Consider the following 17,309-nt stretch of genomic DNA (forward strand, 5'->3'; position numbering starts at 1 on the left):
GGATTGATCGGGCTTAGGCTGCTTGGCGATCTTCGTGAATGTGAATCGGTGCCATCGATTCGAGACACTTATCACGTTGCGCCTCAGTGACAGGCGCGAATTGATGGGCGTCAAAATAGGTTTTGACGTTCGTTAGCCAGCTGATCTGTTGTTCCGTTTCTTCGAGCTGTTGAGGAGCTCGTACACGCTGGCTGAGTTCTACGAAGTTGTTTTGGTCGAACTGTTCCAGGCGGTTTGGATAGTACTTTGCAAATTCAGCGAACGCTTCCGTTCGAGAAGCGATCACACGTTTTTTCATCTCGACAGCCATCGAGATCGGCCCGGAGCTGGTTTGTCCCACTTCACGGTAGGGAAGTAAGACAACGTCGCAGTCGTTCATCAAGCTGAGGAACTCGTCGCGATCTTGAGCACCAAGGAAGTGGACACGGTCGATCAGTTTCTCAGAATCGATTTTGGGTTCTGGTGCATCCGTGGGACGTTTCTTCGATTTCTCGGGTGGTTGTCCCTTGCCGAGAATGTTTCGCAAAATCGAATTGAGGTAGGGATGTACATCCGTGGTATGAGCCTTCGCTTCATTCGGATGCAGGCCACCAGCGATTAACAGGTGATAGTTCTTAGGAAGCAGTCGCATCACTTCGACTGCCAGGTCGGTCCCTTTATAGGGAGAGATGAAACCGAAGATACCCATGACGACGGAGTCAGAAGGTAGATTCAGCGAAGCCTTCATCTTCGACGGCTTCAAATTGTTGGTCAATTCAGGATTCATGAATGCCAGTGGATGGTCGAAGGCATTTTCTCGCGGGACTCGGTAAATCCGCACAAGGCGTTCGACTTCTCGTTTGGTGTGAACGATGAATGTCACATTCTTCGACTCACCGGCCTGCTTCAAGTATTGAATCGGTTTGCTGGTCAGGTAGTAGCGACTGCGGCTCTTCGAACGACCAAAGAAAGCGGTGATGAATCGTAGCTTGCGGAACTCCTTCCAGAACCCGCGACTTTCTTTGACATCGTTCAGGAACGTGTGAAACGTCACCGAGATGGAGGGCGACGCGTCGACAATCTTGGTCAGTCGTTTGTAGGCAGCTTTGGCCGAATGCCCTAACGTGCCTGGCTCGAACTGCAGGTTGACGGCGTCGAACTTGCCGAGTTGATCGCAGATAACGCTCAACTGCTTTTCGGCATCTTCCCGAGCCATGTTCTGTGGATACTTGAAAGTATCCTGATCAAGTTCGATGACGGTGACATCAGCGAACTTCTTGAGTGACTGAACGAGAAAGTACGTGTACTCGGCAATGCCGCAAAGACAATCGTAGGCACTCACAATGGCGAGCTTGGGAACTTTGCCATTTTCAGGCTTGAACTCGCACGGGAAGAAGTGGGTTCGTACCGTAATGCCATTGTGTTCCAGCAGTTCTACTTTCATCTTGACCTTCCGTTGTCAATTCGAACGCAACCATGGGTATCGTGATGGAGCGACAAGTTGCTTCTTCCGCAGCAAAAAATAGTCACTCCCGGGATTGGGGGCAGTATCGTAACACGCGTCGCAATATTGAAAAAGACTGAAATATAAAGTTAGATCGAGCGAGAGCTATATCCCGGGTGTTCTCGAGGAGCTTTGCTATTGACCATTTGGCTGTAAAGGGCTAAACCCCCTAATTGTCATAAATGTCCACGACCCCACACTCCCTACCCTTGGGATACGCAAATGGGCTTGAAAACAGAGTTTCGTAAGATTATCGGACAGGCAAAATCTAATAAAAAAGAAGGTGAGTCGGTGTCGATTCGAGATACGATCCGCGAGATCTTAGGTGAGTTTTTGGGGGATCGGCGTTCAGGGCGTAAGCCTGAAATCTGGAGTCTGGGACGCGACGAATGTTTGACACGGCTACACTTCGGAGCGTTGCTATGCTTTTCCGGAGACAACATCGATGTCGTACCGGGCGCGTTTCGAGAAGGTTGGATCGAACCGTCGAATAACTTGCTGCTGCAGGATATCTTGAAGCCTGGCGACAGTTGCGTGAACATCGGTGCGAACTTCGGATACTTCACGCTCTTGGCAGCTCATTTGGTTGGTGGCGAAGGAGAGGTGCTCTCAGTTGAAGCCAATCCTTACATCTTCCATTACCTGGTGAAAGGGATTTATTACAGCGGTTACCCGAACATCGTTCGCCCCTTCAATGTGGCAATTGCTGAGGAAGCCGGGAAGGAATATGAGTTTTATTTCAATCCGCACTTCTCCGGTGGTGGAAGCTTGGCAGGGCCTTCGCTTTCCAACGGAGACAATCAGCATATCGTTGACTCTGTCGATGAAGCTCTGTTTCGCAATCCAAAGCACTACCGCGGCGAAGGCGGGGCGTTGGACTTTGCCAAGGCACCGTTTGTGAAATTCGATTGTCGATCAACAACCATCGATTGGCTGTGGGAACATCATCCGACCAAGAAGGAAGTCAAGCTTCTGCACATGGATATCGAGGGTGCCGAGTCCCTTGCGATTCGAGGCGCGCAGAAGTTCCTATCGGAGAACAAGAACATCCACATCATTATGGAGTTCGATCCGAGTCGCTTTGCCATTCCTGAAATGCGGAAAAGCATCGAAGCAATGTATGAAATCTTCATGCGCGAACGGTTTCAGATCTTTCAAATCGTGGGGGCAGATCGCGACCATTATTCGAAGCGTCCCACGCTGAAGCCGATTTCCAGCCTTGCGGAAATGGAAAAGTTGCCGCACGGCGATCTTTATCTCTCCCGAAGCGGCTCTCTCTACTAAAATAGGGATTTCCGAGCAGGCATGGGGGCCCTCCGATGGAAGGGCCGTTTTTTTCTTCATATTCCCAAATGTGTTGGGACGACATTGCCCTCGTTCTTGGAACAAATATTTCCTGTGAACGAGATCTAGCCGTACAACTATTTCGGAGTGCCGGAGATGCGGCTGACACCGGAATTAATTCGTGCGCGCGAGGATGAAGCCAGAGAGTTTCGATTTCTGAGAGGACATTTTTCCTTCTCAAGCTGTGAGATGCTGCGTCTAGGACACACCACCCTGACGATGCTTCGCTCTCCCAAGGAACGCTTGTTCTCTTGGTATAGCCATATGTTGCGCTCGGCCAAAAATGAGCATCCCAGCGATACGCCAGAGACATCGCTGCATCTACGGCTCAAACCGAGAATGGAATATCGTTTTTAGCTTCAGTACCGAGCTGAAATGTCTCCTAACTTGGCGACTGGCACCAAGCTTTATATTTGCAATGCTGAGTTAGACGTTGAAGCAAAGAACATGACGCTTCATGCGACGATTCCTTCCTCCCTGGTTTCAGCAACCGGGGAGACGATTATACGGATCGTAGTTCCTCAGGTGTCGTCCGCCTACGAACAAGATTCCACCACCAGCGATCGACGCAAGAAAGGCCTGCTGGTTTCGTCGATAGACGTTGCCGCGATTAAGAAGGAGAACTGGATATTATGGCTTCCCTTCGCAAGTCGAAAGGCGGGCTAACTGGCTAGCCACGACTTTTCCTTAGGCGACATTAGGAAGAGGCGCCGGCGGCATTGGCAAAACCTCGGGACTTCCGGCTTTTAGACGCTCGAGGCGCTGTTTCACAGAGGTGTGCTTTTCCGGGTGAACGGCGACGATGTTGTAGCCGTTTTCATACGCCCGAGGCATTGGCTGATCTTGTGTTGGGCGATGGCTGACGAGGCCTTCGGGGCAGGCAAAGTTAATCTCATACCCAAGATCATTTAAAATCTGGAACAGTTGCCAAGGTCCATAACCAAAGCCGGCTTGCCACGGTGCGAAAACTTCCATCACGAGCACTGGTTGTGCGTGTCGGATCGTTTCTAACGATCCCTCGACGACAAGCAACTCACCTCCCTCTACGTCAATCTTCAAGACGTGAGGAGCGGGAAGGTTGGCGTCTCGAGCGAAATCGTCCATACGGCGAATCTGGCAGAGATACTGGTTACGCTTCAGGCCATCGAGTACTGAGAGCGCGTTCCATGCATTTGGTGCAGCGGCAGTCGCTAAGCCATCGTGCCCTTCGGGCATCTCGATCGTAATTTCTCCATTGCGGTTCGACATGCCGATCGGAAAGCTATAGATAGTTCCGCCAGGCAAGCTGCGGCTGGAAACCCGTTCGCAAAGCTTAAGATACGTTGGCCAGACTGGTTCGAACGCATAGATCGACCCTTGATGTCCTGTTAAGTATGCCAAAATCTCGGCGAGTTGCCCGGCATTTGCACCCACGTCGTAAACAACGTTTCCAGGCTCTACAACCGCTTTGTAGATCTGGTCTTCAAATGCCTCTGGCCGCCAAACAGGTTTCTCGAATTTGGTGACCTCTGGGGCTTTGTCGCGAAGACCCTCACGTTTTGCCGTAGCCACAAGTGAGGTTTGCCATTTTCGAATCAATCGCGATATTCGAGACATCGTTTTAACTTTGGGTAGGCAGTTGTTTTCTTTAATCTGCTAAGCAGCCCGGCGATCCTTGACGATTTCTTCCCGGTAAAGCTCATGGTACGTCGGGCTTTTACTGAGCAACTCGACGTGAGTTCCTTCGGCCTCGATCTGGCCGGAGTTCATGACAACGATTCGGTCAGCGAGTTCCAAGGCTGATGGGCGATGCGTAATCATGATGGCGGTTTTATCGCCGACACATTGATCGAATGCCGAGTGGATCAGACGTTCACTTTCTAGGTCGACTTGACTCGTCGCTTCATCGAAGATGAAGATTTCAGGGTGACGCAGAAACGCTCTGGCAATCGCGATACGTTGTCGCTGCCCCCCAGACAATGAAGAACCTAGCTCGCCACAGGGGGTTTGATAGCCGTGAGCCATTTGAGAGTGTACGAAGCCATCGACTTTGGCACGAACGGCTGCTTCAATTACCTCTTCGTCCGTTGCATCGAGGCGGCCGTAGCGGATGTTCTCCATGATCGTGTCGTTGAACAACACGGTGTTCTGGGTGACCAGTCCGATGTTTTTTCGCAGGTCGTGCTGGGCCAAATCGCGTATGTCGGTATCGCCAATAAGGATCGATCCGGATGCCGGGTCGTAGAATCGCATCATCATATTGACGAGCGTACTTTTGCCGCACCCATTCGGACCGACGATTGCGACCCGTTCGCCGCGACGGATGGTCAGTTCCGTCCCACGGAGCACAGGGACTTTTACGTCATAACGGAATTCGACGTTATGAAAGTGGATGTCGCCAGGCTCGAATGGAGCTGGTGTTTTGGGATCTTGAATGGTTGGGGCAGAGTTCAGAATCGCAAAAACACGCTCGGAGCCAGCGATTCCGGCTTGGATAGATGCAAACACATCGCCTAGCTTGCGAATCGGATCAGCCGCTGCGATCAGGAACGCATAAAATGTCATTATGCCCCCGAAGTCCATGGGTTTCTCTGCCAAGCGAACGCCCAGGATATGAGTCTCTTGATTCAAGACTAAGTACCCACCAGCGATCAACGAGAGGCAAACGACACCGATGCCGAGTAATTCGTTATTAGAACGAACTAGCGAACCATAGATCTCCATCTTCATTTGCTGGCGATATACGTCACGGGTTCGTTTCTCGAATCGAGATTGTTCCAAGTCTTCGTTGCCAAAGGCTTTTACGACGTAGTAGCCCTGCATGACTTGGATAAAAAAGCCGATCAGCTGACCGTTCACTTCCATCACGCGAATGCTGGTTCGCTTGATCGATTTGGCCAGGAGAATCAAGAGGTACGCGGCAATTGGACAGACGATGCCTGAGAGAATTAACAATCGCCAATTGATGAAAGCCGCGCCTGTGATACACGCAATCATCTTGAACGGCTCGCGGAGCGATTTTCCGAGCAGAACTGAGATTGCGTTACCAATGGCTCCGATATCACCACCGACGCGCGCAGTGGCGTCTCCGGTGTCGTTTCCGGCCACTTGGCCAAGGCGTAAATCAAGGATCTTTTGAAAGAAGCGGTGCTGCAGCATCTGTGACGTGCGGTAAGACGCTCTTGCCATTAAGACAATACTGAGAGCCAAAAACACGCACTTCAATGCTGTGCCTGCGAGGATAATTCCTACCAGGATAAGTAGGGTTACAAAGGGACTTTGGGGCGCATATTGATCAATATACGGCTTCACTTTAGCGACGTTATGCTGCCGTGATCGCCAGCTTTGAATCATTTGTTCCTGGATGGCGATTTTATTTGCGTGATCGCCAGGTTTTGCTTTTAGAAGAGCAATCTCGTCGTTGCTTTTGGCAATCGCAGTGTTGGCGGCTTCTGTCTCTTGAACAACCCACTGATGCAGGTTTTGACCGCGGAAAATGACTTCAGCAAAGGGGTAGACCGCACCGATGTTTGCGCCCCATAAAATACCCACCAAAAAAGAGCATAGGATGGATGTTCCAATGGACCATGGGTACGAACGCCAAGCAAGTTTTAAGGCTTTTAAAAGATCGCTCATCACTAGCCAAAAGTGTAATCGCTATCGATCCAACACGACCACGGCACAGGATAGATCGTGGTGGTCTGTTTGTCGGGACATGTTTTGTGTCGAACCAGACTAGAGATTTCGTGGAAGATGAGCAATATCAAACACTTCGCAACTCAATGAGGCAGTGATGATAGGCAATGGATGCTTACCGGCGCATTCCATTGCCGAGGTAGTGCCCTACAGCGGCGGATGGATGAACGCGGCTCGTAAGTCACGTTCAGAAGCGCATAAGCTGGGTGAAAACTTCCAGCTATAGAGTTGCCTAGTTTCGCTATTAAGCCAGTGTTTGCAATTAGCCAAACCGTTCCCACAGCGACCAAACCATGCGGCCGGAGAGGAACAGGGTTAGGACCAGCGCGCAGATGGCGATGGAGCAGGCAGGGATTTTCAGGCGGGAGGCTGGCAATTGGATGGAAAGAAAGAGCATTGCGAATGCTAGCAGTGGGATGCCGATCACGGTCAATGCCTGAGCGAAAACGATCAAACTGACGCTCGACATGCCGAGGTAATTTACCGCGATGGCGACGAGCATCCCCACCGATAAGCCGGCGACCGTCAGGAGCTTTACCGGGGCATCTTTGATCGTTGCCGATAAGCCCAAGCTATCGCTCAGCGCGGTCCCACCGATCAGTGCATTGACCAGCAGCGAACTGAAAGCCCCTGCCGAAATACCGATGCAGAACATGATTTTCGCTTGGGGGCCGATAAGTGGTTCCAGCTGCTTGGCGACATCCGTGATGCTACTGAGCTCCTTCCCTTCCAGCACGGCAGCGGAGGTCACCATGATCATGAAGCTGATTCCACCCAAAACGGCAATGCCGACGATTGAGTCGACAATACCGTTGGCCATGTTTTCTTTCGTCCATTTTTTCTCGCGGACGGCGTAAATCTGATAGAACGCCCCAGCGACGGAAAACGTCGTGCCAAACATACCGAGCAGCATCACAATACTGTCGGGCGATCCGCCACCATCAGGAAGCGATGGAATCAGCCCGGTCAAGATCTTGCTGATCTCCGGCTTGACGACAATCAAGTTGACGACAAAGCCCAGCAGCATGACGCCGACCATGACCATCATCAGCTTCTCAATAAAACGATATGGGGCACTGCTGCCATAAAGGGCCCAGACAAGCCCTAAATTCACGAGCAGAATCGAGATGAGCGAAACCCATATTGCCGACGCTCCCATGCCGGCACTGTCGGTGGCGATGTTGATGACGTCAATAATGGCCAGGTTATTGGTGAATTGGAAACAGCTGGTGATCAGAAAGAACGTCAGCCCGATGATCACCGAGACAGGCCGGCCCATTCGCGCGGCAATTTCTGAAAACGGAGTTCGCTCGAAATTGGTACCGATTACCGCAGCGAGAAAGACGGTTAGAGCCATGAAGACCGACGCGATCGCCAAAACCCAAATCATGCTGTAGCCATATACGGCTCCGACTTTCGAGTTCGACAAGATACTGCCTGGGCCAAGCACGACCGAAGCAACGACAATGGCCGGACCGATCGCTTTGAGAACTCGTAGGAAGGAAACTTGGTTTTGGCTTTCCGCCGCCGCTTCTGACATGAACAACTCGCTTTCAGGCGAAAAGATCGATGTCCGCACGCTGGGGCATCGATCTCAGGAGGGTTTCGAGGTGGGAGAGTATTATCGCCGAACGTTAGGCCTGGTTTCAAAGAGAAAAGTTCACGATGTTTTCCCCAGGCGTTACTTCCGCGGTAAGGCCAGACTGGCGATCACTGCCATACTTGTCCGGTAAAATTGACTTGACGGGCGCTTCCGGACCCATGTCGATAAAAGCGGAAATCATCACGCGATGCTTTCCGACAGGGACGCCACTTCCGACGCCACTGGTTTCTGCTTGGAAAGTACCATCTTCCTGAACTTCGGCCGAGGCACGTGGTATGCCGTCTTCTTCAGGAATAAAGGTAATCGTACCCGTAGGTAACGGTTTGCCTTTGTAAGTAACGGTGCCTGTCACGTCACCCATTTCTGGGCCGGACGAACCGCAGCCGACCATCGTCGTCACGGCAAAAGCAAGAGACAGGGTAAGAAGCGTTGACCTAAACATGATCCGAATTGCTCGATAAATGGGTAAAAAAAGAAGAGAGACGCCGCTGGCCCGATCCGCCAGCGGCGTCGAATCGAAGGTTGGCCCTTAAGGAGTTGCAACGACTTCGCCGTTTTGACGTGTCGCAATCGCCTTGAGAATATCGAGGTTCATCGTTTCCGCTTTGAAGCTGACACTTCCGTCACACATGACAAACATGGCTCCACCAGGGTGATAGCTGCTAAACGGAGTCGAATTCGTACCGAACGATCCGATGTAGTTGATAGGGTACTGAACCATTTTATGGTCGATCATTAGCCAGTCCGTGGCGTTGTATCGATAGTAGCCCCAGACCCATGGCTTAAGACCTCCGAAGCCAGTTGTCATGCTGGAGGAGCGATCTTTCGCGCTGGAAGTTTCGCCGAGCAGGAACGTATTGGTCGTGCCGTCGACGATGTCTCCAAAACGGGTGCGACTCTCCGGATAAAAGATGCCTGACGAAGAGTAACCTGGTCGGCTGGAGTCGGCGGCCGGGTTATAGCTGATGTCATACGAGCCACCATTGCCGCGATAATGCAGTCCCCCTTGGATGTTCTGATAGGGGAAGTTTCCTACGCCTGGCTGGTCAGATGCCAGTTCTCCTAATGGCGAGGAAGGGCAAGTGATGTTTGGCACGGCACCAAAGATTGGGTTGTCCTGATTATGACTTCGGTAGGGGCTACGCGTCATGAGGTAGTCCTTGTTGAGGGCTTCCATTGCTTCGTAGCGAGCTCCCTGTTCAAAGAAAGGGAACAAACGAGGAACCCAACCAAGGGGATAGGTTACCGAAGGTTGGGTGCCACCCATCATGAACCGGCCGTAGGTATCGTGATAGTTGTGAAACGCAATGCCCAACTGTTTCATGTTGTTTGAGCACTGCATGCGGCGTGCAGCTTCGCGTGCCTGTTGAACGGCCGGCAGGAGCAAAGCAATCAAAACACCGATGATCGCGATGACGACCAGCAATTCGACAAGCGTAAATCCACGTTTCTGTTTCATCGTTAAGCCCTTTGGAGGAAGAGGAGTAATGATTCCCAGGATCAAAATGGCCTCATGATGTCAGCTGATATCATTCAGGCCAAAAAAACGAGCACGACAGGAACTAAAGGGTATGGAACTATTCAGACTGCGCCGAAAAACTTGGGGTACGGCGTTCTTGGCAGAGAAGCAAAGGATGCGCCGCGAATCATCATTTCACAGAAGCCTTTCGAGATTTTGCCGGATTCGGCAGAAAACCGCAGTGAAACAGTCCAAAAATCGAGATGAGGTGTCTGGTGGGGGGGATAAGGGCTTGCCAATGATTTACTCGGTCGGCCGATTTCTTCGCCCAGAAATTGAGCGGGAAACGCTTGCCTTTGATCTCTCCACCAGTCAAAATGATATCAGCTGACATCATAGTAGCCAAGAGAAAAATCGGAAGGGAATCGTTTTTCTGGGAAAATCATAGGCTTCCTTAGCAAGATATGCCGTACGGTTTCACCAGGCGATTTGTCCGAACAATCGCGACGCGAAGCAACGATAGATTTGAAAATCTTTGGTTGACTTCGTAGCCGTTTATGCCAAAATGATGTCTCGTGACATCAGTGCGGGTGGATCGGTCCGTCGATTTGACCTGATCTGCTCGGTAGGAAACGGTTACAGGAAGCGACGCTAAATCGATGAACATACAAGTACTTGAAGACGCAAAACAGCTGGGTGCTGCCGCCGCCGTAGAAGGTGCCAAAGCAATTCGCGAAGCGATTTCCCAACGGGGCGAAGCGAATATTATTGTGGCGACTGGTGCCTCACAATTTGAAACGCTCGCGGCACTGATTCAAGAGCCAGACATCGATTGGTCGTGCGTGACAGGTTTTCATCTTGACGAGTATCTGGGAGTTGACGATCAGCATCCTGCTTCGTTCTGCCGATACTTGCGAGAGCGATTTGTCGAGCATGTACCCCTGAAAGCGTTTCATTATGTTGATGGAACCAGCGAGAATCCAAGTCATGTATGCCAGGTGTTAGGCGAAAAGATTGCCCAGCATCCGATTGATGTCGCGTTTGTTGGCATCGGCGAGAACGCGCACTTGGCGTTCAACGATCCACCGGCCGACTTTGCAACCGAAACCCCTTATCTGGTTGTCGATTTGGACGAGGCTTGTCGTCAACAGCAAGCCGGAGAAGGCTGGTTCGCTTCGTTGGATGAAGTGCCGACCAAAGCGATCAGCATGTCTTGTCGGCAGATATTGAAAACGAAAACGATCATTTGCAGTGTTCCAGATCAGCGCAAAGCCAACGCCGTGCAGCAAAGTCTGGAAGGCTCTGTCACCCCTGATGTACCTGCTTCGATTTTACAGACGCACGATAACACCACTTTGTTTCTCGACAAGGCGGCCGCTTCGTTGCTTACCTCCTCGACCATCTCCGAATAGCCAATCGGGAGCCGCATGTCCACAGCGAAGTTTATCGACCTGCAAATCAACGGTTACTTTGGCGTCGACTTTAACCAAGACGATATCTCGGCGGATGACTTACACGCCGCGTGTCTGGCGCTTGAGCGAGATGATGTAGAAAGCGTACTTGTCACCGTCATTACGGATGACATCCCGAAGATGGCATCGCGTATTTCGCGGATAGCGGAATTGCGAAGGGCCGATTCACTTGCCCAGCAGATGATTGCCGGGATCCACGTGGAAGGGCCATTCATTAGTACGGTGCCTGGCTATGTCGGAGCTCATCCGGTTCATGCGGCCAAGGAAACCGACTGGTCGGAAATGGAGACGCTGTTGGAGGCTGGCGACGGTCTAGTCCGTATTGTCACGCTGGCCCCAGAGCAAGATCCTGCTCAAACGGTAATTCGGCAGCTTGTCGATGAAGGGATCGTGGTTTCCGCCGGGCATTGCGATCCGACGCTCGACCAGTTAGATGCCGCGATCGACGCTGGTTTGTCGATGTTCACTCACTTGGGTAATGGCTGCCCGCGGATGATGGATCGCCACGATAACATCATTCAGCGTGTCTTAAGCCGGTCAGAGCATTTGAACGTTGGATTGATTGCCGACGGGGCACACGTTCCGTTTTATACGCTGAAAAACTACTTGGACATGATCGGAATGGATCGTGCGTTCGTGGTTTCGGATGCCATCTCGGCCGCTGGCTGTGGTCCTGGTGTTTATCCGCTGGGGGATCAGGAAGTTACCGTGGGTGAAGATGGTGTGCCGCGGGCAGACGACGACAGTCATTTAGTCGGTTCGGCAACGACCATGCAGCAGATGGCGGACAACTTGCAATTGCATGTGGGCCTGAGCATGGAAGACGTTCGCCGATTGATGATTTCCAATCCTCGGAAATTGCTCGGCCATCGCACGACGCCACCGCCGCTGCGAATGAGTGTGCCGTCCAAGAATGGTGGCCATCAGGCGACCACTTCGTAACGCGGGTCTAAGTCGATTCGCGGACAACCAATTGCGGGTGAATGACTCGCAATCGCTTGGCCGGCGTGATCGTTCCAGAGATCGTTTCTTCAACCAGGTCCAGCGCCTGCTTGGCGTACTCGGCGTGGCATTGGTCAATGGTCGTTAGGCCCGGCTCGATGACGTCAGCGATATCGAGATTATCGTATCCAGTCACCGCCACATCTTTGGGAACGGAATATCCGTGGCGTTCGAGACCTTGGATTAAGCGAACGGCCCATTCATCGTTCGACGCGATAATTGCGTCTGCTTTGTTGGTGATCACCAACTGCTGAATGCAATCGTCGATCGCTTCACGCGATGGTTTCTGCGTGGCTTCGGGGTTCGTCCAAATCAATGAATTGGTCGAAGGAAGCTTGCGGCGTTTGACGTTATCTTTCCAGGCTTCGCTACGGATGGCCATCAGTTGGTCAGATGGCGACCAAAGCTGGATCGCGATTTTCTTACGTCCTCGATCGACCAGATGATCGACAAGTTGTTCGATTGCAGAAGAGGTTTCGACACGAACGCACGGCTGCGACTTCAAGATGGGCGACGAGTGTAAGATGATGTTGTCGCGGCCGCGGAATACCTTCTTGAGCTTCGGCCGAAAGTCTTGCATGACGTCGAACATGCAAAGCACCGCATCCATGCCATGGTCTGCGAAATCATCGAGATAGGTTTGGATTTCGTCCGGATCGTGGTGGGCCTGACCGATCATCAAACGATAGCCGCGTGTATGGGCTTCCGCTTCGATGGCGGCAAGTCGTGCTGAGAAGACAGCCAGGTTCACCGTGTCGAGAACGACGCCGATGATTTTGGTTGGCATGCCCCGCAGGCGTTGTGCTGCTTTGTTGGGGCGATAGTTAAGCTCGGCCGCGATCTTGAGAACTTTTTCGCGTGTCGCTTCCGAGACGCGAACGCAGTCAGCTCCAGAATTGTTCAGGATGTGCCCCACCGCAGCGCGGGACACACCTGCTTTGTTCGCAATGTCGAGGAGACGGACTTTCCGAGGTTCTCGGGCCATTTCTTAAGTTCATCCGCAAGCAGCAGCGGTCTGGGAAACGGGCCAAATGGCGACCGCTGCTAAGGTGTTGGCATATCAAACTTTCCAGAATACGGAAAGATGATACCTCAAATCAAGTCCTGCGGTGCGAACGAAGTATCGGTCCTTACACCATTTCCGGCACAACGTAAGGGGCTCGGTACTCTCGTTTGAGCAGTCCGTTGGCCGCATCGCTGTTGACGAAGGTCTCCGATTTGGGGTCGATTTGCAACGTTTTGCCGAGTTGAACTTGGCCGGATGCCAAGTCCACTCCATTGGCTGCAAGATGCGATTCCATGCGTTTGGTGGCATCCACCATCAGTGGGTAGTCCTGCACTTTGTCGCCCAGCGAACGCAATTCGACGGTCTCGCCGGTCTTATGCGAGATATTCCCCAGGTGGCAAAGTGCCGTCGAAAGGTGACCTGTGCGAACGTCGCAGTTCAGCTCGCTCGCATTGCGCGAACGAACGGCTTGGATGAAGTTCTCGCGATGTAGCTGTCGTCCACTGTCACCACCAAGCGAGCCTTTGATCTCGCGAATCGTTTTGCCGTTTTTGTCGATCACTTTCCCGGTATCGAAGCCAACGTACGTGGCGTCTTCCCCTTCTACGACAATCCCGTAGCTGAGACCCATGTACTTGCAGGTATCTCGTTTGCCGGTTTCGCTTGGCAGATCGCGGATCTCGAACGTGACCGGTGCCTTAGCGAATTCGTATCGCAAAATATGGGTGTTAGGAGTTTGTCCGTTATCGTCCCAGGCATAGCGACCGCCGACACTGCTTACCGCCGTGGGGAACTCTTCGGCACCAATCGACCAGCGGCAGAGGTCGAGGATATGTGGGCCGTTGTTGCCTAGTTCGGCATTGCCGTAGTCCCAGAACCAATGCCAATCGTAGTGGTATTTGGCACGTTCAAGCGTTGTCGGAGCAGGGCCGCACCACAGATCGTGATTGACCGTAGCTGGCGGTTGCGGTTTGCCCTTAGGTCGACCGATCGAGTCGCGACGTGTTAGGTAAAGTCCTTTCACCTGTTTGACTTTGCCGAGCGCACCTTCTTGGATCTCTTTGAAGAAATCGCCCAAGTGGTTGAAGCTGCGACGTTGGATGCCGACTTGCACGATGCGATCGTATTTATCCGCTGCTTTTTGCATTTGGCCTGCTTCCCAGATGTTGTGGGAGCATGGCTTTTCAGTGTAAACGTCTTTACCGGCCTGGCATCCCCAAACCGTCCCCAGCCCGTGCCAATGGTTTGGAATCGCCAGCACGACAGCATCGACGTCTTGATCGTCGAACGCACGACGCATGTCGCTGTAGGTCTTCAGCTTCGTGCCGAACTTCTTCTGAAATTCTTCCGCACGTTTTCCAAGCACGGCGCTGTCGACATCGCATGCACCGACGACGCGAACTCCAGAGATCTCAGGGAAGCCGTTCAGGTGGGTTCGGCCAATTCCATTCAGGCCGACGACAACGACGCGGAGTTCGTCGTTTGCGGCGGCATAGGAGCTAGTAGCCGTCATCGAAGTAACGGCCGTTGCCGAGGCTGCAGCCAGGAATTGGCGGCGATTCATAGAAATCATGGCGAATATCCCTTGTTGGGTAGGTTGTAATGTTATGGATGAAAGAAGCGACCAAGTACAGCGAAACTACTTCGATTCCAGCAGTTTAACCATGTCGATCGATTCTCCATTGGCGTCGCGGCTCAAGTCCGCTGCGGTCATGAAAGCGAGGATCTCCAACGTATGCTCTGGAGAAACGGGAGCCTTTTTAGTGCGGAAGAACTTCACGATCTCGACGACAAGCAGGTCGTAGCGAGCTCGGATTTTGGTCTGTTCGATTCCCTTCTTACCGAAGACAACAACCCCGTAGCCGTACGATCCGTCACGAATACCGCGGAACGTTCCAACGCGACCATCTTTCCAGACGCCAGTGACCACGTCGGCGCCTTCCACCGTGGTCCGCTGAACCGACTCGCAGCCAGGTCCCATGACGGTGAACAGTGTTTCCACACCATGGATTCCGTACCAGAACAAGTCGGGATGGGTTGGGTCAAATTTGCAGGGACTGTAAGCAACGCAGCCAATGACATCCTCTTTTTTCAAGTCGATCACTTCTTGGCAGTAGCGAAGTGTCGAGGACGAAAAGAACGGCGTGCCGGTCTTCTTGGACAAAGCGACAAGTTCCTTGGCATCCTTCAGCGAAGCTGTCATTGGTTTATCAACGAACAGCGGAATCCCAGCTTCGAGAACAGGTTTGGCCTGGCTCAGGTGCACGCGTCCGTCGACGCTGTTCATGATGACCGCGTCGACCTTTTTCAGAAGGGCTTCAATCGAAGGCACGATTTCGATGCCCATTTCTTCGATCTGCTTGGTGAAACCTTCGATGCGATCGGCGCTCGTCGGCAGATCGGGACTTCCGCCAGGGAACGCGGCAACCACTTTGGCGTCGGCAAGTTCAGCTGGGGCGTCTTCCGCGTTGATGGTTTTGCTGAACGCCACGGCGTGCGAACTGTCCAAGCCAACCAGCCCAATCTTGAGGGGCTCGGCCGCGTGAGCAAGTGTGCTGGAAGCGACGAAAGCGAAGAGAAACGTAGCAGCGATTTTCAGGAAGGTTTTCACAGGCAAAGCCTTTTTGTGTGGCGTGCAGAGAGTTTCCAAGGAAGGCGGAACAACGCCAGGTTGATTCCACTCGCTTTCAAGATACCACGTGACATCAGATGCGTAAAGCTTTTTTCTTAAGCCTCAACGTCAAGATCGAGCGAATCGACTTGGAAAGATCTTTAACTTGAATGTGGTCCTTACGGGTGGTGCTGTGCTGTCTGCCAGGGTAGGAGTGATGGCGCAACAAGGGTTAAACAGCCGCAGGAAACGTTCTCTGGTCGTGCAAACCGGCAAATTTTGATGCAAGCAGTGTCAGTTTCTCGAGTGCTTGCGGCTTATTTAGTGCGGAGTTGCTATCAATTGCGTCGATGGCATTCGTCGTAGAGTTCCTAGTGATTCTTACGATAGCAAGTGATGTATTGGGGCGGCGATGACGATTTCTACTCCTCTGATGGGTCGGTCGATCCTGTTCGGTTTAATTCTGTTGGCGGCGGCAACGACCGCTCAAGCGCAAGGGATTGCCGTGACTGGGGTGGGGCCGGTGAATCGTTCGATGGGCGGCGCTGGTACGGCCGCACCGTTGGATGCGATCGGAGCTTTGCATTGGAACCCTGCATCGATTAGCTATCTAGAGCAGTCCGAAGTCTCGTTTGGCATGGAAGGCATGCTGGCCGATGTCGAACTCTCGTCGACCGTTGGCGGTTCGAGAAGTACGACCAGTGGCGAGTCTGGCGTCGCCATTATTCCGGCTGTCGGCTGGGTCGACCATCTTGAAGGAACACCTCTGACGATCGGGATGGGGGTTTATGGTATCGGCGGTTTCCGCAATAACATGCCGGCCGATTCGAACAATCTTCTGCTCGCTTCCGGGCCGCTGTTTGCGGACGCAGAAATCATGCAGATTGCCCCGACGATGTCGCTTCGACTAGGAGAATGCTGGTCGATCGGCTTCGCTCCGACCATTACGGCAGCTCGTATGCAGTACGATCCGCTAGGGCCGTCGGCAATTACGCCAACGGCCACCGCAGGTTCTGGCAACCGTGTGCACTGGGGTGGAGGCGTTCAAGGGGGCGTTTATTACGCAAGTCCCAACTGCTGGCGAGCAGGCTTTACCATCAAAAGTCCGCAGTGGTTTGAAGAGTTCCGGTTCTTCACTTCCTCTGGCGTCGTCGGTTTCGACTTGGATTATCCGATGATTCTCTCTGGTGGTGTGGCGTATTACGGTTGGGAGCGTTGGGTCTTCGCGGCTGACGTCCGATATTTCGACTATGCGAACACGCAGGGTTTCAGCGATCTGGGATGGGAAAATGTCTTTGCCGGTGCCATTGGTGCTCAGTACCAATTGAGCCCCCTTTGGAAGCTTCGTGCGGGATATAACTTCAATCAGAACCCGATCGGTTCGGAAGACGCATTTACGAACATTGCAAACCCATTGATTCAAACGCATAACATCGCGTTGGGGGCTGGGTGCTTGCTGACCGATGGCGTGGAATTGAACCTCGCTTATGTGTACCTGGTGAACTCTGAAACGTCGGGGCCGCTTCCTTCACCACCGTTTGGACCGAACGATACCATCGAGCATCAAATTAGCGCTCACTCGCTGGTGATGGGTGTGCAGATACGCTACTAGTTTACGCGTAGAAGAATTGCAGATTTAGCGCGATACTTATCA

Annotated in this window: 15 protein-coding genes; 6 read left to right on the forward strand and 9 right to left on the reverse strand. The window is 52.6% G+C overall.

Annotation, left to right across the window (positions count from 1 at the left end; translation table 11 throughout):
- Nucleotides 1-13 precede the first annotated feature (13 nt).
- The gene (locus tag LA756_RS22435) at nt 14-1,423 is read right to left on the reverse strand and encodes a glycosyltransferase (RefSeq protein ID WP_224436959.1); all 1,410 of its coding nucleotides are present in this window, start codon (nt 1,421-1,423) and stop codon (nt 14-16) included.
- A 351-nt stretch (nt 1,424-1,774) separates the two neighbouring features.
- Between LA756_RS22435 and LA756_RS22440 the strand changes: the two genes are divergently transcribed.
- Nucleotides 1,775-2,767, forward strand: coding sequence for an FkbM family methyltransferase (locus tag LA756_RS22440; protein ID WP_224436960.1), 993 nt, complete (start codon nt 1,775-1,777; stop codon nt 2,765-2,767).
- A 435-nt stretch (nt 2,768-3,202) separates the two neighbouring features.
- Nucleotides 3,203-3,493, forward strand: a complete 291-nt coding sequence (locus LA756_RS22445; protein ID WP_224436961.1) for a hypothetical protein — start codon at nt 3,203-3,205, stop codon at nt 3,491-3,493.
- Between the two features lie 21 nt (nt 3,494-3,514).
- Here the strand turns inward: LA756_RS22445 and LA756_RS22450 are convergent, their stop codons facing one another.
- The 5 genes from LA756_RS22450 to LA756_RS22470 form a co-directional block, all read right to left on the reverse strand.
- Nucleotides 3,515-4,423, reverse strand: coding sequence for an FkbM family methyltransferase (locus LA756_RS22450; RefSeq protein WP_224436962.1), 909 nt, complete (start codon nt 4,421-4,423; stop codon nt 3,515-3,517).
- Between the two features lie 39 nt (nt 4,424-4,462).
- The gene (locus tag LA756_RS22455) at nt 4,463-6,358 is read right to left on the reverse strand and encodes an ABC transporter ATP-binding protein (RefSeq protein WP_224436963.1); all 1,896 of its coding nucleotides are present in this window, start codon (nt 6,356-6,358) and stop codon (nt 4,463-4,465) included.
- Between the two features lie 406 nt (nt 6,359-6,764).
- Nucleotides 6,765-8,081 (reverse strand): NRAMP family divalent metal transporter, encoded by a 1,317-nt coding sequence (locus LA756_RS22460; protein ID WP_224436964.1) that lies wholly within the window; start codon nt 8,079-8,081, stop codon nt 6,765-6,767.
- Between the two features lie 67 nt (nt 8,082-8,148).
- Nucleotides 8,149-8,547, reverse strand: a complete 399-nt coding sequence (locus LA756_RS22465; protein ID WP_224436965.1) for a hypothetical protein — start codon at nt 8,545-8,547, stop codon at nt 8,149-8,151.
- Nucleotides 8,548-8,634: 87 nt separating this feature from the next.
- Entirely contained in the window at nt 8,635-9,564 is a 930-nt protein-coding gene (locus tag LA756_RS22470; protein WP_224436966.1) for a DUF1559 domain-containing protein, read from the reverse strand.
- A gap of 54 nt (nt 9,565-9,618) precedes the next feature.
- On the opposite strand from LA756_RS22470, the gene LA756_RS22475 reads away from it, so the two are divergent.
- The 3 genes from LA756_RS22475 (at nt 9,619) to LA756_RS22485 (ending at nt 11,978) form a co-directional block, all read left to right on the forward strand.
- Nucleotides 9,619-9,831 (forward strand): hypothetical protein, encoded by a 213-nt coding sequence (locus LA756_RS22475; protein ID WP_224436967.1) that lies wholly within the window; start codon nt 9,619-9,621, stop codon nt 9,829-9,831.
- A 392-nt stretch (nt 9,832-10,223) separates the two neighbouring features.
- Nucleotides 10,224-10,976: a glucosamine-6-phosphate deaminase gene (locus tag LA756_RS22480; RefSeq protein WP_224436968.1), complete on the forward strand. Its 753-nt coding sequence runs from the start codon at nt 10,224-10,226 to the stop codon at nt 10,974-10,976.
- A gap of 15 nt (nt 10,977-10,991) precedes the next feature.
- Nucleotides 10,992-11,978, forward strand: coding sequence for an N-acetylglucosamine-6-phosphate deacetylase (locus LA756_RS22485; RefSeq protein ID WP_224436969.1), 987 nt, complete (start codon nt 10,992-10,994; stop codon nt 11,976-11,978).
- Nucleotides 11,979-11,985: 7 nt separating this feature from the next.
- Here the strand turns inward: LA756_RS22485 and LA756_RS22490 are convergent, their stop codons facing one another.
- The 3 genes from LA756_RS22490 to LA756_RS22500 form a co-directional block, all read right to left on the reverse strand.
- Nucleotides 11,986-13,023, reverse strand: a complete 1,038-nt coding sequence (locus LA756_RS22490; RefSeq protein ID WP_224436970.1) for a LacI family DNA-binding transcriptional regulator — start codon at nt 13,021-13,023, stop codon at nt 11,986-11,988.
- A gap of 145 nt (nt 13,024-13,168) precedes the next feature.
- Nucleotides 13,169-14,617 carry a Gfo/Idh/MocA family protein gene (locus LA756_RS22495; protein ID WP_224436971.1) on the reverse strand — a complete coding sequence of 483 codons (1,449 nt, stop codon included), beginning with the start codon at nt 14,615-14,617 and terminating at the stop codon, nt 13,169-13,171.
- 66 nt (nt 14,618-14,683) lie between these two features.
- Complete coding sequence (locus LA756_RS22500) at nt 14,684-15,655, reverse strand: Gfo/Idh/MocA family protein (RefSeq protein WP_224436972.1); 972 nt, start codon at nt 15,653-15,655, stop codon at nt 14,684-14,686.
- 412 nt (nt 15,656-16,067) lie between these two features.
- Here LA756_RS22500 and LA756_RS22505 point away from each other — a divergent pair, with 412 nt between their 5' ends.
- Nucleotides 16,068-17,267 (forward strand): OmpP1/FadL family transporter, encoded by a 1,200-nt coding sequence (locus LA756_RS22505; protein WP_224436973.1) that lies wholly within the window; start codon nt 16,068-16,070, stop codon nt 17,265-17,267.
- Nucleotides 17,268-17,309 lie beyond the last annotated feature (42 nt).

This window comes from Bremerella sp. TYQ1 (genome assembly GCF_020150455.1).
GTDB lineage: Bacteria > Planctomycetota > Planctomycetia > Pirellulales > Pirellulaceae > Bremerella > Bremerella volcania_A.